11 protein-coding genes are annotated in these 15207 nt (G+C 35.4%); 5 read left to right on the top strand and 6 right to left on the bottom strand.

Annotation, left to right across the window (positions count from 1 at the left end; all coding sequences use genetic code 11):
- Positions 1-141: 141 nt before the first annotated feature.
- The 5 genes from glmS to BW936_RS00875 all read left to right on the top strand — a co-directional run bounded on the left by glmS (position 142) and on the right by BW936_RS00875 (position 8715).
- Positions 142-1986: a glutamine--fructose-6-phosphate transaminase (isomerizing) gene (gene glmS, locus BW936_RS00895; RefSeq protein ID WP_076546447.1), complete on the top strand. Its 1845-nt coding sequence runs from the start codon at positions 142-144 to the stop codon at positions 1984-1986.
- 257 nt (positions 1987-2243) lie between these two features.
- Positions 2244-5033 carry a TonB-dependent receptor gene (locus BW936_RS00890; protein WP_076546446.1) on the top strand — a complete coding sequence of 930 codons (2790 nt, stop codon included), beginning with the start codon at positions 2244-2246 and terminating at the stop codon, positions 5031-5033.
- An 18-nt stretch (positions 5034-5051) separates the two neighbouring features.
- Positions 5052-6680: an SGNH/GDSL hydrolase family protein gene (locus BW936_RS00885; protein ID WP_076546445.1), complete on the top strand. Its 1629-nt coding sequence runs from the start codon at positions 5052-5054 to the stop codon at positions 6678-6680.
- A gap of 167 nt (positions 6681-6847) precedes the next feature.
- Entirely contained in the window at positions 6848-8356 is a 1509-nt protein-coding gene (atpD, locus tag BW936_RS00880; RefSeq protein WP_076546444.1) for a F0F1 ATP synthase subunit beta, read from the top strand.
- Between the two features lie 80 nt (positions 8357-8436).
- Positions 8437-8715, top strand: a complete 279-nt coding sequence (locus tag BW936_RS00875) for a F0F1 ATP synthase subunit delta/epsilon (RefSeq protein ID WP_076546443.1) — start codon at positions 8437-8439, stop codon at positions 8713-8715.
- A gap of 54 nt (positions 8716-8769) precedes the next feature.
- Here BW936_RS00875 and BW936_RS00870 read toward each other — a convergent pair whose 3' ends face one another.
- From BW936_RS00870 to BW936_RS00845, 6 genes are all read right to left on the bottom strand, one after another.
- Positions 8770-8976 carry a helix-turn-helix domain-containing protein gene (locus tag BW936_RS00870; RefSeq protein ID WP_076546442.1) on the bottom strand — a complete coding sequence of 69 codons (207 nt, stop codon included), beginning with the start codon at positions 8974-8976 and terminating at the stop codon, positions 8770-8772.
- A 2-nt stretch (positions 8977-8978) separates the two neighbouring features.
- Positions 8979-9491 carry a DUF2975 domain-containing protein gene (locus BW936_RS00865; protein WP_076546441.1) on the bottom strand — a complete coding sequence of 171 codons (513 nt, stop codon included), beginning with the start codon at positions 9489-9491 and terminating at the stop codon, positions 8979-8981.
- A 58-nt stretch (positions 9492-9549) separates the two neighbouring features.
- On the bottom strand, positions 9550-10083 hold the full coding sequence (locus tag BW936_RS00860) for a GNAT family N-acetyltransferase (protein WP_076546440.1): 534 nt from the start codon (positions 10081-10083) through the stop codon (positions 9550-9552).
- On the bottom strand, positions 10084-11880 hold the full coding sequence (locus tag BW936_RS00855) for a M61 family metallopeptidase (RefSeq protein ID WP_076546439.1): 1797 nt from the start codon (positions 11878-11880) through the stop codon (positions 10084-10086).
- A 74-nt stretch (positions 11881-11954) separates the two neighbouring features.
- Positions 11955-12365 (bottom strand): response regulator, encoded by a 411-nt coding sequence (locus BW936_RS00850; RefSeq protein ID WP_076546438.1) that lies wholly within the window; start codon positions 12363-12365, stop codon positions 11955-11957.
- The gene (locus BW936_RS00845) at positions 12362-15016 is read right to left on the bottom strand and encodes a PAS domain S-box protein (RefSeq protein ID WP_076546437.1); all 2655 of its coding nucleotides are present in this window, start codon (positions 15014-15016) and stop codon (positions 12362-12364) included. The genes BW936_RS00850 and BW936_RS00845 overlap by 4 nt, the downstream gene beginning before the upstream one ends.
- Positions 15017-15207 lie beyond the last annotated feature (191 nt).

Below are 15207 nucleotides of genomic sequence, written 5' to 3'. Positions count from 1 at the left end.
TAAAATATTATTTTGTTCATAGTTTACATACCACTTCTAGATTATTACCGTTGTATAACCTAAATAGTCTAAGTTGTTCAGTTACAATTAGTAATGAATTGGATTAAGAGGGTTACGTAAAATTTTCAAAATAATAATATTATGTGTGGAATTGTAGGTTATATAGGGCATAGGGAAGCTTTTCCTATAGTAATAAAAGGACTTCAAAGATTAGAATATAGAGGTTATGATAGTGCAGGAATAGCATTATACGATGGTAACCAGATAAATCTCACCAAAACTAAAGGTAAGGTTGAGGATTTAAAGAATAAAGCTAAAGAAATTTCTCAAAAGGGGAGTATAGGTATAGGTCATACCCGTTGGGCTACCCATGGAGTTCCCAATGATATTAATTCGCATCCACATTATTCTAACTCGGGCGAATTGGTAATCATTCATAATGGAATTATTGAGAACTATGAATCTATAAAGCAGGAATTAACGAAACGGGGTTATACATTTCAGTCTGATACAGATACGGAAGTATTGATAAATCTTATTGAAGAGGTTAAGAAGACGGAAGGTGTTAAATTGGGTAAGGCAGTTCAGATTGCGCTCAATCAAGTAGTAGGAGCTTATGCTATTGCGGTATTTGATAAGGAAAAACCTGATGAAATTGTAGTTGCCAAATTAGGTAGTCCATTGGCTATTGGTATAGGTGACGAAGAATTTTTTATTGCTTCAGATGCCTCTCCTTTTATAGAGTTCACCAATAATGCTGTTTATCTAGAAGATGAAGAGATGGCTATTATTAGGTTAGGTAAAGAAATTAAGCTTAGAAAAATTAAGGATGATGCGGTGGCATATCCTAGGATTTTGGAACTTCAAATGAATCTGGAAGAAATTGAGAAGGGCGGTTATGATCACTTTATGTTGAAAGAGATTTATGAACAGCCTAGAGCTATAAAAGATACTTATAGAGGTCGTTTATTGGCAGATCAAGGTTTGATCAGAATGGCGGGAATAGACCTTAACATGGAGAAGTTCCTGAATGCGAATAGAATTATTATTGTGGCCTGTGGTACATCATGGCATGCAGGTTTGGTTGCTGAATATATTTTTGAAGATTTGGCAAGAATACCTGTAGAAGTGGAATACGCTTCAGAATTTAGATATAGAAACCCGGTTATTACAGATAAAGATGTGTTAATTGCAATATCACAATCCGGTGAAACGGCAGATACACTTGCGGCTATAAAGCTAGCTAAAGAAAAAGGTGCTTTTGTTTTTGGTGTTTGTAACGTAGTAGGTTCATCTATTGCAAGAGAATCTGATGCAGGTGCCTATACCCATGCCGGACCAGAGATTGGGGTGGCGTCTACAAAGGCATTTACTACACAAATTACGGTGTTAACTTTAATGGCTTTAAAGTTAGCCAAGGCAAAAGGTGTTTTTTCAGAGTCAAGATATCATGAGTATTTATGTGAATTGGAGACTATACCAGGTAAGGTAGAAAAGTCTTTGGAATCTAATACGTTAATAGAAATTATCGCTGATGTCTATAAAGATTCTACTAATTGTCTTTATCTAGGTAGGGGGTATAATTTTCCGGTGGCGTTAGAGGGAGCTCTAAAGTTAAAGGAGATCAGTTATATACATGCAGAAGGATATCCTGCGGCTGAAATGAAGCATGGGCCTATAGCGTTGATTGATGAGCATATGCCAGTTTTTGTAATTGCCACCAAAAAAGGACATTATGAAAAGGTGGTAAGTAATATTCAGGAGATTAAATCTAGAAAAGGTAAGATAATAGCCATTGTTACCGAAGGTGATGAGCAGGTAAAAGATTTGGCGGATCATGTTATTGAGGTTCCTGAAACATTAGAAAGTTTAACCCCATTACTGACTACAATTCCTTTACAGTTGATTTCGTACCATATTGCCGTTATGAGAGGTTGTAATGTGGATCAGCCTAGGAATCTTGCAAAATCTGTTACGGTAGAATAAGTAATAAATTATTATTAGAATATAAAAGGGCCTGATTCAATTCAGAGCCCTTTTTTCGTGCTTGACATTTAATGTTAAATTAGGTTTATAGGGTTAGTTTGTAACTGTTATTTTTAAGTTAATTACATAAATCTTAATTATCAATGCATTTGTTTATGAAAATATTACTATGCATGCATAATTTTTTTGAAATTACTATTAATGATATAAAATATTCTGTATCTTAACCCGTAACTAATTTTAAACCTTAACTAAGAATGAGAACAATACTACTTTTAGCATTGATGATTGTGGGGGCTTTTGGGTATTCCCAGACCAATATCAATGGTAATGTTGTTGACCAAAACAACGAGCCCATACCTGGGGCCAATATTGTTATTGTTGGTAAAACAATTGGAACAGTAACAGATTTTGACGGTAATTTTAATTTAGCAACATCTGAAGTGCCCCCTTTTAAGATAGAGGTATCGAGTATTGGGTATACAAGTACTACTGAAGATATTACTAGTGCAAGCCAAACCATTACGATAACATTGAATGAATCTCAAACCTTTTTAGATGAAGTTGTTATTTCGGCTTCTAGAACACCTGAGCGAATTTTTGAATCGCCGGTAACGGTAGAGCGGATAGGAATTTCTGAAATTAAAAATTCTACAGCTGCAGATTTTTATGGAGGATTGGAGAATTTGAAAGGAGTTGATGTAAATACAAACAGTTTAACTTTTAAGTCGGTAAACACAAGAGGATTTGCTTCTTTTGCCAATACACGTTTTATGCAGCTAGTGGACGGTATGGATAATTCTACTCCTGCATTGAATTTTCCTATTGGTAACCTAGTGGGCTTAGTAGAGCCAGATGTGCTTAGTGTAGAATTATTGCCAGGAGCTTCGTCTGCCTTGTATGGAGCCAATGCTTTTAATGGTATTCTCTTCATGAGAAGCAAGAGTCCGTTTGATTATGAAGGTATAAGTGTTTCGATCAAGCAGGGAGTTACTTCTCAAAAAGCTGCCGGTGATAATTCATACACGGATTTTGGTATTAGGGCGGCTCATAAATTCAGTGATAAATTTGCTGCTAAGGTCAATTTCGGTTATTTAAAAGGAACAGATTGGGCGGCCAATAATCAAGAAGATAAGATCACACCAGGTGGGACACGTGATAATTTAAATTATGATGGAGTTAATGTTTATGGAGATGAGGTTTCTATAAATATTAAAGAAGTTGCGCTTACATTAGAAGGGCTAGGCGTTTTACCAGCTGGAGCAAACGCTTTGGTTCCTTCTGAAATTGTCAGTAGAACGGGTTATAATGAAAGAGATCTTACCAATTATAATGCAGAAAGTATTAAAGCAGATTGGGGTCTGTACTATAGGCCTATTGAAGATAATAGTTTAGAAATTTCTTATGTAGGTAAAGTGGGTACAGGTAATACAATTTACCAAGGAACCAATAGGTATAATATAGCAGGTTTTTTTCAAGAGCAGCACAAACTTGAAATTAAGAACGATAACTTTTTTGTAAGAGGTTATATGGTGGGGGATAAAGCTGGTGATTCCTACGATATGGTTTTTACCGGTATCAATATCAATAGGGCTTGGAAAGATGATAATACTTGGTTTGGTGAATATACAGGTACGTATGTTCAGGCAACCTTGGCAGGGGCTACAGATGCTCAAGCTCATGCTGCGGCCAGAAGCCAGGCGGAGTCTGGTAGGTATTTGCCTGGAACATCAGAATTTCAAGCTGCTTTTAATAAAGTAATTAAAGATCCAGATTTAAGTGTGGGGTCACAGTTTTATGATCAATCTAAATATTACCATGCAGATGGTAATTATAACTTTAGTCATTTAATTGATTGGGCAGAAATACAAGTTGGTGGTTCTTTTAGAGAGTATAGTTTAAATTCTTTAGGAACAATATATACGGATTCTGAAGAAGATGGTCCAATTGATTATTCTGAATTTGGAATTTACTCTCAAATTCAAAAGACATTGCCAATGGCTGGCGAAAAAAGTTTAAAACTAACAGGGTCTATTCGTTATGATAAATCAGAGTTTTTCGATGGTTTTTATTCTCCACGATTATCCGCAGGTTATACCTTGAGCAGAAATCATAATATTAGAGCATCTGCCCAAACTGGATTTAGAAACCCAACCACTCAAGATCTTTTTATTGGATTGGATGCCGGTAGGGCAATTTTGGTAGGGTCTGCGCCAGATAATTTAGAACAGTACACTAGAGATTTTAATGTAAGTGCATCGGGTCAGTTGTTAGGTCAACCTTCATCAGTCACTCAAACTGGTGCCAATGCGTATAGCAACTCGTATTCTGCGGCTTCGGCAACGGCTTTGGCAGAAACAGGAGACCCTTCCGTTCTTGAAGTTGCAAATCCAGATTTGGTCAAGCCGGAAAAAGTAACTTCTTTTGAAATTGGTTACAGGGGTAAAGTCGACAAAGTAGTTATTGATTTTAGTACTTACTATAATAGTTATGAAGATTTTATCTCCCAAGAGGTGGTTGTAGCTCCGTACTACGGAGAAGTTGGCGATGGGGGGCTTTCGGTAGCGGCAATAGCAAATGGGGATTTCCAGGCATATAGTACGTATACAAATACCGATGCTAATGTAAATTCTTATGGTGCATCTTTAGGGTTGGATGTTAAGGTTTTAGGTAATTTTGATTTGGGAGGTAGTTATACGTTTACAAAGTTAGATTTTGACCGTGAGGCAAATCCAGATGTAATGCTGAGTTTCAATACTCCAGAGCACAAGTTTAAGGCTTCTTTTGGTAATAAGGAGCTTTTTGAAAATTTCGGATTCAATGTATCATATAGATTTAGTGATGATTATTTCTGGGAAGCTACATTTGGTAATGGGGTAATTCCAGAATTTCATGTAGTTGATGCTCAAATCAACTATGAAGTACCAAGTATTAAATCTTCATTCAAACTAGGGGGGACCAACCTTACTAATAAAGAGTATTATACTGCATTTGGAACTGGGTTTATAGGTTCTATGTACTATTTATCTTGGACTATTAACAACTAATTAAAATCAAAAGTTGAAATGAAAAACTTAAAATATTTATATATTTCTTTGGGTGTCTTGGCTTTTACAGCTTGTAATGATCCAGAAGATGTAGATCTTGAGCCAGAAGTAATGGCTGTAGATTTACCGGCATTAACCGCTGGATCGGCAGATTTTTCTAATTATGTTTCTTTAGGGAATTCACTTACGGCAGGTTTTACCGATGGTGCACTATTTCAAGCAGGTCAGACCTTGTCTTTACCAAACTTATTATCACAAAAATTTGGTCTTGTTGGTGGCGGTAGCTTTACCCAGCCATTGACCAATGATAACATTGGTGGTTTGGCTTTGGCAGGTACTAGAATTCAAGGTCCAAGATTAGTTTTTGGAGGAGCAGGACCTGTGGGTCTTGAAGATGTAATTGGTGACGTCACCGTAACAACAGATATAGCCTTGAACAATCCAACAGGTCCTTTTAATAATTTAGGAGTGCCGGGAGCAAAGAGTTTTCACCTTTTAGTACCTGGCTATGGTAGTCTAGATAATTTTCCTGCGGCTGCAAATCCTTATGCAATTAGAATTACAGGTAATACCAGTAGCTCTATTTTAGATATGGCGGTTAATCAATCACCAAGCTTTTTTTCTTTATGGATAGGTAATAATGATGTGTTAGGGTATGCTACTACGGGCGGTGATGGAACAGACCCTATAACTCCTGTTTCAGGTCCGCCAGGTTTTGGTTTTGATGGTAGTTACGGAGCCTTGATTGCAACCTTGACCGCTGGTGGAGCACAGGGAGTGGTTGCAAATATTCCAAATGTTACAGATGTGCCACACTTTACGACAGTGCCTCACAACCCTTTGGATCCAACCAATCCTGATTTTGGAGATCAAATTGCTACTTTGAACGGTATTTTTGGTCAGTTGAATCAGGTGTATGAATTTTTAGGAGTTCCGGAAAGATCAATAGAGTTTTCTACTACTGCTGCTAGTGAAGTAGTTATTAGAGATGAAACGCTCACAGATTTATCTGCTCAAATTGCAGGTGTATTAAGTGCTAGTCCAACATTCCCTGCATTTGTACAGTCATTTGGCTTGCCGGTACAGGCAGCACCTTTGGTAGCTGGGTTGTTAGGTAACACATATGGTCAAACAAGAGAAGCTACTGCTTCAGATTTATTTGTATTACCTAGTTCTGCAATTATAGGAACTGTAAATGTAGAATCTGTAGGTGCATTAATGGCGGCTGGTTTACCACAGGCGTTAGCGGGTCAATTTTCCGTTGAAGGTATTTCGCTACCTTTAGAAGATAAATGGGTGTTAATACCTAGTGAACAGGAAGAAATTGCGGTTGCAACGGCGGCTTTCAATCAGATTATCGCGGCTACGGCTAATCAAGCAGGTTTGGCTTTCGTTGATGCCAACACATTATTAAATCAATTAGCTAATAGCGGTATTACCAGTGGAGACTTTACTTTACGATCAAATTTAGTTACGGGTGGTGCCTTCTCTTTAGACGGTATTCATCCTACGGCTAGAGGTTATGCATTGCTGGCAAATGAGTTTATGAAAGCAATTGATGTCACCTACGGGTCTAATTTTGAAGAATCAGGTAGTTTGTTGAATGTAGGTGATTATCCTACCAATTACCCGGCTACACTGCAATAGTGGCTCATAAAATAGTAAGAATTATAAGGTGCTTTACAGGCACCTTTTTACTTTTGTAAAAAAGGAAAAAAACTATTTTTCTTTATAATTGAAAACTATATCTTTGCAGCCTGAAAATGAGAGCATTTTTCAGGTTATATTAAACGTAATACATAAACATATAAGTAATGTCAAAAGTTACAGGTAAAGTTTCGCAAATCATTGGGCCCGTGGTTGATGTAGAATTTCAGTCAGGTGCTGATCTTCCTAAAATCTATGATTCCTTAGAAATTGTAAACAAGGATAAGTCGATTTTAGTATTAGAAGTACAGTCACATGTTGGAGAAAACACGGTAAGAACTATCTCAATGGATTCTACCGATGGTTTAAGCAGAGGGGTAGATGTAGTTGCTACAGGTAGTGCGATTCAAATGCCGGTAGGTGATGACGTATATGGTCGTTTATTCAATGTGATCGGAGATGCTATTGATGGTTTAGGTGATTTGCCTAAAGCAGGTAAAGATGGTCTTCCTATACATAGAGAAGCGCCAAAATTTGAAGATCTTTCAACTTCTACCGAAGTTTTATTTACAGGTATTAAAGTAATCGATTTGATCGAACCTTATGCAAAAGGTGGTAAAATTGGATTATTTGGTGGTGCTGGTGTAGGTAAAACAGTATTGATCCAAGAATTGATCAATAACATTGCAAAAGGTCACGGTGGTCTTTCTGTATTTGCTGGTGTAGGTGAAAGAACTCGTGAAGGAAATGATTTACTTCGTGAGATGTTAGAATCAGGTATTATAAAATACGGTGATGATTTCATGCATTCTATGGAAGAAGGAGGATGGGATTTGACCAAGGTTGATAAGGAAGCAATGAAAGATTCTAAAGCAACTTTCGTTTTTGGTCAAATGAACGAACCACCGGGAGCGCGTGCTAGAGTTGCACTTTCAGGTTTGACAATTGCTGAGTATTTCCGTGATGGAGCAGGTGAAGGTCAAGGTAAAGATGTACTTTTCTTCGTAGATAACATTTTCCGTTTTACGCAAGCAGGTTCAGAGGTATCGGCATTATTAGGTCGTATGCCTTCAGCGGTAGGTTACCAACCAACATTGGCAACAGAGATGGGAGCTATGCAGGAACGTATTACATCAACAAAAAGAGGTTCTATTACTTCTGTTCAGGCGGTTTATGTGCCTGCAGATGATTTAACGGATCCAGCACCGGCAACAACGTTTGCTCACTTAGATGCAACAACGGTATTGTCTCGTAAAATTGCTGAGTTAGGTATTTACCCAGCGGTAGATCCATTAGATTCTACATCAAGAATTTTAACAGCTGATATATTAGGTGATGAGCATTATGCTTGTGCACAAAGAGTAAAAGAGCTTTTACAACGTTATAAAGAACTTCAAGATATTATTGCCATTTTAGGTATGGAAGAATTATCTGAAGAAGATAAATCTGCCGTAGGTAGAGCAAGACGTGTACAACGTTTCTTATCTCAGCCTTTCCACGTTGCAGAGCAGTTTACAGGTATACCAGGTGTTTTAGTTGATATTAAGGAGACCATCAAAGGATTTAACATGATTATGGATGGTGAATTAGATCACTTGCCAGAATCTGCTTTTAACCTTAAAGGTACCATTGAAGAGGCAATTGAAGCTGGTGAGAAAATGTTGACTGAAGCTTAAAACTAGTAAACAGTTTTTAATAATAGTTTGCAGTTATTGCATTCGATTACTGAGTACTGATTACTGAATACTGAAAAAATATGTATTTAGAAATTGTATCACCAGAAGCAACATTATTTGCAGGAGAAGTAACTTCGGTTACGGTGCCAGGTATAAATGGTGAGTTTCAAATGTTAAAAGACCACGCTCCAATTGTATCATTATTACAAGAAGGTAAGGTAAAGGTTGCGGGCAATATTACTTTAGATAAAGAATATGCTTCAAAGTTCTCTAAAGATGCTAGCGGAAATACAGTTTTACAAATTTCTAGCGGTACTATTGAGCTTAAAAATAATAGAATAATTGTACTTGCAGATTAAGTAGTACATTTTATTAAAGATTATAAAGGCTATACTGAAAAGTGTAGCCTTTTTTTATTCCTTTTTATAGGCAAGAATGTCAGCAGGTTGGCAGTCTAATGCCTTGCAGATAGCTTCAAGGGTTGAAAAACGAATAGCTTTAGCTTTGCCCGACTTTAGAATAGATAAGTTGGCTTCTGTAATACCAATCATTTCAGCGAGTTCTTTACTTCTTAGATTACGTTCTGCTAATACAGTATTTAAATTAACTACAATACTCATAGTTATATTGTTAGGTCGTTTTCAGATTGTACGGTATATCCTTTTTTAAATACGTTGGTAAGAAACAAAGAAATCATTCCAAAAATAACCAGTAAGATAAGATTATGAATATTTCCTAATTTATTATGGTGCATAATTGGATATTGAATTAGAACATATATAACAGGTCCAATAATTAAATTTAGGATAGTTAGGCGTTGTAAGTTTCTGATAATACTTTTATTAAAAATAACTTTATCTTTCAGGGCTTTGAAAATGTTGGAAAGTAGATGGAGTAGTAAGATTCCAAAAATTAAAATTAGGGTGATGGTTAGGATAATTCCAAACTGATAATCAGCTTGTATAGAACTTTCTACTAAAGGAATTTTTATATCAAATCTGCCATCTTTGATAGTATATCTATTGGTTATAAAAGCATATCCCAAATACGTTAGAAAAGCAATAAGAACAATTGAAGTACTTTTAAAAATATAATAGGATAAGGAGGAAAGTGATTTTGTGCCAAATATTTTCATGATATAAATATTATCGTTTAACGATAACAAATATGTGATAATCATTGAAAAACAATAATTAACTAGTCTTCAAAGAAATCAATTCCCAATCTTGATCTAAAGAATGATACGTACATACTTTTTCAAAACCAACGGCATAATGGGCGCCTAACGATCGGCTGTTAGTGGCGTCAACTTCTGTAATGATGGCATCGTATTTAGGGTAAGAGGCTTTTTTCATTGCATTATAGAGCCCACGAAAAATTCCCATTTTTCTATGGGTTTTGGCTACACATATTTGACCCATGGTAATAAAATTTTGAATGTTTACATTTTCTATTTCTGTAAACATGGGTCTCAGAACTGATATTTCATCTTTAAAATCATGGGTCATTGATAACGCATATCCTACCACCTTATCTCCATCTTTTGCAATGATATGTGGGCAGGCACCATTCATTCTGGTAAGTACATCTAAACTGTGTTGAACAGTAACAAAACCTTCTTTTTCTTTTTCTGTTGCAGTTACAGAAGATTTTAAATTCATTTCTTGAAGCGATAAGATTTGAATTAATTCATCTTGAGTCTTTGCAGTAGTGAATAGGATGCTCATTTATTCGGTTTTTAACCACGCTTGGCGTGCTTTTAATACTTTTTTTGATGGAGAGTCACCTTCTTTTTCGGCTAATTCAATGGTATAAGTAGGATTGGAATCTAAAACTACATCTGTTGTTTTTTCAATACCATATCTTGTGAAGCTTACATTTAATTTGTCAGTGGGTTGAAACTGTTTTATAAAATCAGTAAATGGTATACCATTAGGGAAAGGTTTGTTGTTTATGGACGTGATAATATCGCCTTTATTAAGTCCGGCGTCGTATGCCGGACTCCCAATTTTAGTATTGCTTCTTATTTTTCCATTTAAATCGTCTGTTATAGTTATAGCAGCTCCAAAATATGCAGTTTCAGTGTTTTGTGATACACTTACGCCTACGGTTTTAAATAGTTCATCATATGGCGGCATTTCACTTTTGTATATAAAACTATTGAAGAAGTTATCTCCAAATTCTTTTCCTGCATAAAGGTTTAGAGTTTTGTTTAAATTTTCTATGGTATAAGGCTGTTCTTTTTTGCCATAGCTTATCCAAACTTGCTTCATAAAATCATCTAAATTCAAATCATTCTCACGTAACGATAAGTCTAATGCAAGCCCAAGTACACTACCATATGAATAATAGGATATGAAAGTATTTTCTCTATTCACAGGGTCAATAGAGGTTGATGCGTCTACGAAAGGTGCTTGGTAGCTCATTTCTATAGGGTTGTAAAATTGTCTGGCGGGTGAATTCCATACATAATTGAAGGTGCCGGTTAAACCTTCTACATATTTTTTGGGCGTAATTAATCCTGCGCGACAAAGTACAAGATTGGTGTAGTAACTGGTAAAACCTTCTGCAAACCAAAGTTCTCCGCTCATATTGGCTTCTTCAAAATTAAAAGGTTCTAAAGATTTTGGTCTAATACGTTCAACATTCCAGCTATGAAAGAACTCATGTGACACGGTACCAATATTACCGTCCATACCACCATTTGCTAATGTTCTTGTACTGGTTAAAATGGTAGAGTTTCTATGTTCCATTCCGTCACCGGATGCATTTGGCAAATAGCATGCTAAAAAGGTGTATGTGCCATAATCAAATTTTGGCAACTCACTGAAAATTTCTTTTTGGGCAAGAACTACTTTCTTTACTTTTTCAAAATACATGTCTGCTTCTTCTTTGGTGCCAGGGTCGTGTAATGCTAATTTTATAGTTTGCTTGTCTATCTTAAATTCGCGCACTTTATGATTGCTTATCTCGGTGGGGCTATCCATAAAATAATACATATTGGGAGCACTATACGTATTATTTTGTAGGTGTTGTAGCTGTGTAGCAATTTTCCAGTTTAAATCATCTCTAGTTTTAAAGTCTACGATAATTTTTCGTTCACTAAGTGATGGGGCATACATAAATGTTGCCGGAATATTTAAATGTGCATGAGTTTCGTCTATTTGAGAATAGGTCCCGTCACCTCTATTGGCAAAAAGTGTATACGTTATTGTTACAGTACCGTCATGACCAGAAACTTTCCATTCAAATGGGCTGGTTCTGGTGATTTTTAAAGCATTTCCTTTACTGTCTACTGCTTTAAAATTATATACATTTTTGGCAAATTCATGTAGTGCATACCTGCCGGGCGAAGTTCTACTCATTCTAAGGGGTAAAGTATCTGATGCTACCTTTACAAATGTAGCTGATATGTTTGCCTCATGGTGTTGGGCATTTTCAAAAGAGATGGCGTAAGAATTAACCTGAGAAATTAGTTGAGCTGATTGCAGACCAAAAAATAATATAATAAATAGATAGCGCATACATTGATTTTTAGCTAAGATAATGAAGCTAATTCATGTATGTGTCTACAATTATTTAATTTGAGTAGTAAGAGTTAAACTGTCTGATTATTTTCAAACTTATCTTCAATTTTTTCTTTTATTCCTTTTAACAAATATTCGGTAATTGGCTTGGTAACAAAGTCGGCTACTAAAGGGATATTCTTTAACTTTTCTATGTCATGCCGGTATGCTGAAGAAGTTAATATAAATACCATACAGTTCTCTGTAGAGGCAAGCGCTGCTAACTTGTCCATAAATTCCCAACCGTTCATAACCGGCATATTGAGGTCAAGAAAAATAATATAAGAAGAGTTATCTGAGTACTGTTCGGTTAAATACTCAAGTGCAGGTTTTCCGTTAGAAAAATTAATAGTTTCACCCTTTAATTCTGCATGCTTAATTCCCTTTTCTAGTAAAAAGGTAAATATTGGATCATCTTCAATTAGTAATATTTGATAATTCATTTAATTTCTTCTATATCAATTGCATTAATGGTATTTTCAACAATATCCTTAATCACATGGTCAATTTCATCTGCTGAGGTCATAATATAATTAAGAATACGTTTTTTATCTTCCGTTTTTAATTTTTCGTCATCGTCTTTTAATAAATCTATGAGTCCCATTAACCTGGCAACGGGTGCTCTTACAATGTGAGACTGTGTCCATGCAATCTTTTTAAGTTGTGCATTTTGTGCTTCAATTGCTTTTAAGTGTTGCACTTTAGTGGTAACATCTTTAGAGTTGATGACAATGCCGTTAATAGTAGGTTCATTGAGTTTATTGGTGATAACGGTTTCTAACCATACCCAATGACCGGCCCCGTGCTTAAACCTAAATGGTTTGATGTTAACTTGTGGGATGTTTAAAATTTTTATGAATTCATTATAAACCGTATCGTAGTCATCTGGATGAACATAATCGAAAGCATTTGTACCAACAAATTCTTCTGGTGTAATTTCAAGAATTTTTGTAGAAGTAGGACTAGCGTAGGAGAAATTTGCTTTTTGGTCAATGATACAGATCATATCACTTCCTTCCTGTACTAAGGTTTTATAACGACGCTCACTTTGTATTAATTGTTCCTTTGCAATTGTGGTTTCATGTATGTCTCTAGATGTAATAACTATACCTTGAATTGAGGGCTCATTTAGTTGATTGGTAACATTGGCAATAAACCATCGCCATTCTCCAAATTTATTCTCAAATCTAAAAGGCTCTATTTTAACTGATTTGTTATGGTTTATTAAATTAAAGGTATTTGTTACGCGCTCTAAATCGTCTGGGTGTACATAATCAAAAGCATTTGTACCCATAAATTCTTCGGGAGTTATTTGAATTACCTTTGTTGAGCTCGGACTTACATATTTAAAATTACCATTTGTGTCTAGAATGGTAATGATATCACTGCTTTCTTGTACTAGTGTTTTAAATCGACGTTCACTGTTTTCTAATTGAAGCTCAGAATTTTTCTTTTCATTATTATCTCTGCCAATACAATAATATACACAATCTTTTTCATCCCAATTAGAGGACCACAACATATGAACTATTTCTCCATTCTTATGTATAAACCTATTTTCAAAATTGACGACTTTTTTTCCGGAGTTAACAGCATCTTTAGATTTTTTTGTAGAAGGTTTATCTTCTTCGTGTACTAGCTTTAAGTAGTTAGTGCCTATTAGGTCTTTTGGATCATAGCCCCATATTATTTTGCTAGCTTTATTTACGCTTAAGAAGTATCCTTCCTCATCCATAGTGCATATAAGGTCTAAAGAGGTGTCCATGATTTTTTGCAGCTCTTCTTTGGCATTTTTCAGTACTTGTTGGGACAAAACTTCTGAAGTAATGTCTTTTAAGAAACAGGTGATCCCAATTCGTTCTCCTTCTTTATTGTACAATAGATCAAAGGAGGTGAGCCCATAGGTGGTCCAAAATTTTTTTGAGTTTTGTGTTCTTTGTTTAACTGAAAATCCTCCGCTAGTAAGAGCTCTGTTGTAGTATGCTTTCCATTTTTTGGTCACTTGTTTAGAAACGGCATCAGAGAAAACGGGTTCTCCTTCCTTAAATGGTTGTCCTTGAATTTTTTCAACAAGATCATGGAATGCGTTATTGGCAGTAATCAGATTAAAATCAAGATCAATAGACCACATTAAATCTCGGGTACTGTTGATCATTGCATCTTGGTTGTTTTTGACCCTTTGAAGCTCTATAGTAAAATTTTTCTTCTCGGTAATATCTTGCACGGTACCGTACATTAATAATGGTTTTTTGTCACTACTCCATTTAAGAACTTTGCCTTTTTCGTGAATCCATTTATATTGCCCGTCTTTTTGTAGTATTCTATATTGAATGCTACAGCCAACGGATGGATAGCTTAAGCAAGCCATCATTTTCTCTTTTACATTTGGTAGGTCATCCTTGTGAATGAGGTTAAACCAATTTTCTGTTTTAAAGTTGTTTAAAACATTGTGGTCTAGACCAAAAATATCTTGTGCTTGGTCATTTAGGGTTAGGAGATCATTATTGAGATTGCGTTCCCATATACCTATGCCAGTTGCAGTCACGATATTGTCTAATAGCTTGCCTTTTCTTTCTAGGTCTAGTTTTTGATCAACTTCTGTCTTTTTAGCTTTCCGTAGTTCAAATAATTGAACAACTTGTCTGGCAAGAGTTTGTAGTCCGTTTAACTGGGATTTCTTAAGTCGTCTTGGTTTATAATCTAATACGCATAGTGTGCCAAGTCTATGACCGTTTTCTGTAGTTAACGATGCGCCTGCGTAAAATCGAATATTGGGTTCGCCTTTTACAAAATTGTTATTATAAAATCGTTTGTCATTGTAAGTGTTTTCTACAATTAACAGGTCAACATTATCGCTGATAACATATTTACAGAAAGAATCCTTTAAAGAGGTACCTGTGCTATTTAATCCTAAATTGGATTTAAAGAATTGTCTGTGGTCGTCTACCAAGGTAATTAAGCTTGCAGGGGTGTTACAGATAGAGGCTGCTAATGATGTTATTTCATTATAGATAGCTTCAGGCTGGGTATCCATAATATCAAAAGACATCAATGTTTGTAATCTGCTTGTATCTAAAATAGTACTACCTTTCATTTTATCCTTGTAAACAAGACGTACTCTTAATCTAAGACTTTAAAATCAGAGTAAGAAATTTCTTTAAAAAAAAGATGCAAAAATAAGATATATCAATGTTATTTGATTAAATAAAATCTTTTTGTTTTGATTTTTAGGTGGTGTAAGTTATTATTTGTCAGTTTAATAGATTTGTCATTTATTTTAACTTA

This window comes from Maribacter ulvicola, assembly GCF_900155985.1.
Lineage (GTDB): Bacteria > Bacteroidota > Bacteroidia > Flavobacteriales > Flavobacteriaceae > Maribacter > Maribacter ulvicola.
The sequence above is the reverse complement of the archived record's forward strand: the minus strand, read 5'-3'. Positions and strand labels throughout refer to the sequence as shown.

Bases quoted from the DNA above. Each gene is read 5' to 3' on its own strand.
- glmS (WP_076546447.1), top strand. From the start codon at position 142: ATGTGTGGAATTGTAGGTTATATAGGGCATAGGGAAGCTTTTCCTATA.
- BW936_RS00890 (WP_076546446.1), top strand. From the start codon at position 2,244: ATGAGAACAATACTACTTTTAGCATTGATGATTGTGGGGGCTTTTGGG.
- BW936_RS00885 (WP_076546445.1), top strand. From the start codon at position 5,052: ATGAAAAACTTAAAATATTTATATATTTCTTTGGGTGTCTTGGCTTTT.
- atpD (WP_076546444.1), top strand. From the start codon at position 6,848: ATGTCAAAAGTTACAGGTAAAGTTTCGCAAATCATTGGGCCCGTGGTT.
- BW936_RS00875 (WP_076546443.1), top strand. From the start codon at position 8,437: ATGTATTTAGAAATTGTATCACCAGAAGCAACATTATTTGCAGGAGAA.
- BW936_RS00870 (WP_076546442.1), bottom strand. From the start codon at position 8,976: ATGAGTATTGTAGTTAATTTAAATACTGTATTAGCAGAACGTAATCTA.
- BW936_RS00865 (WP_076546441.1), bottom strand. From the start codon at position 9,491: ATGAAAATATTTGGCACAAAATCACTTTCCTCCTTATCCTATTATATT.
- BW936_RS00860 (WP_076546440.1), bottom strand. From the start codon at position 10,083: ATGAGCATCCTATTCACTACTGCAAAGACTCAAGATGAATTAATTCAA.
- BW936_RS00855 (WP_076546439.1), bottom strand. From the start codon at position 11,880: ATGCGCTATCTATTTATTATATTATTTTTTGGTCTGCAATCAGCTCAA.
- BW936_RS00850 (WP_076546438.1), bottom strand. From the start codon at position 12,365: ATGAATTATCAAATATTACTAATTGAAGATGATCCAATATTTACCTTT.
- BW936_RS00845 (WP_076546437.1), bottom strand. From the start codon at position 15,016: ATGAAAGGTAGTACTATTTTAGATACAAGCAGATTACAAACATTGATG.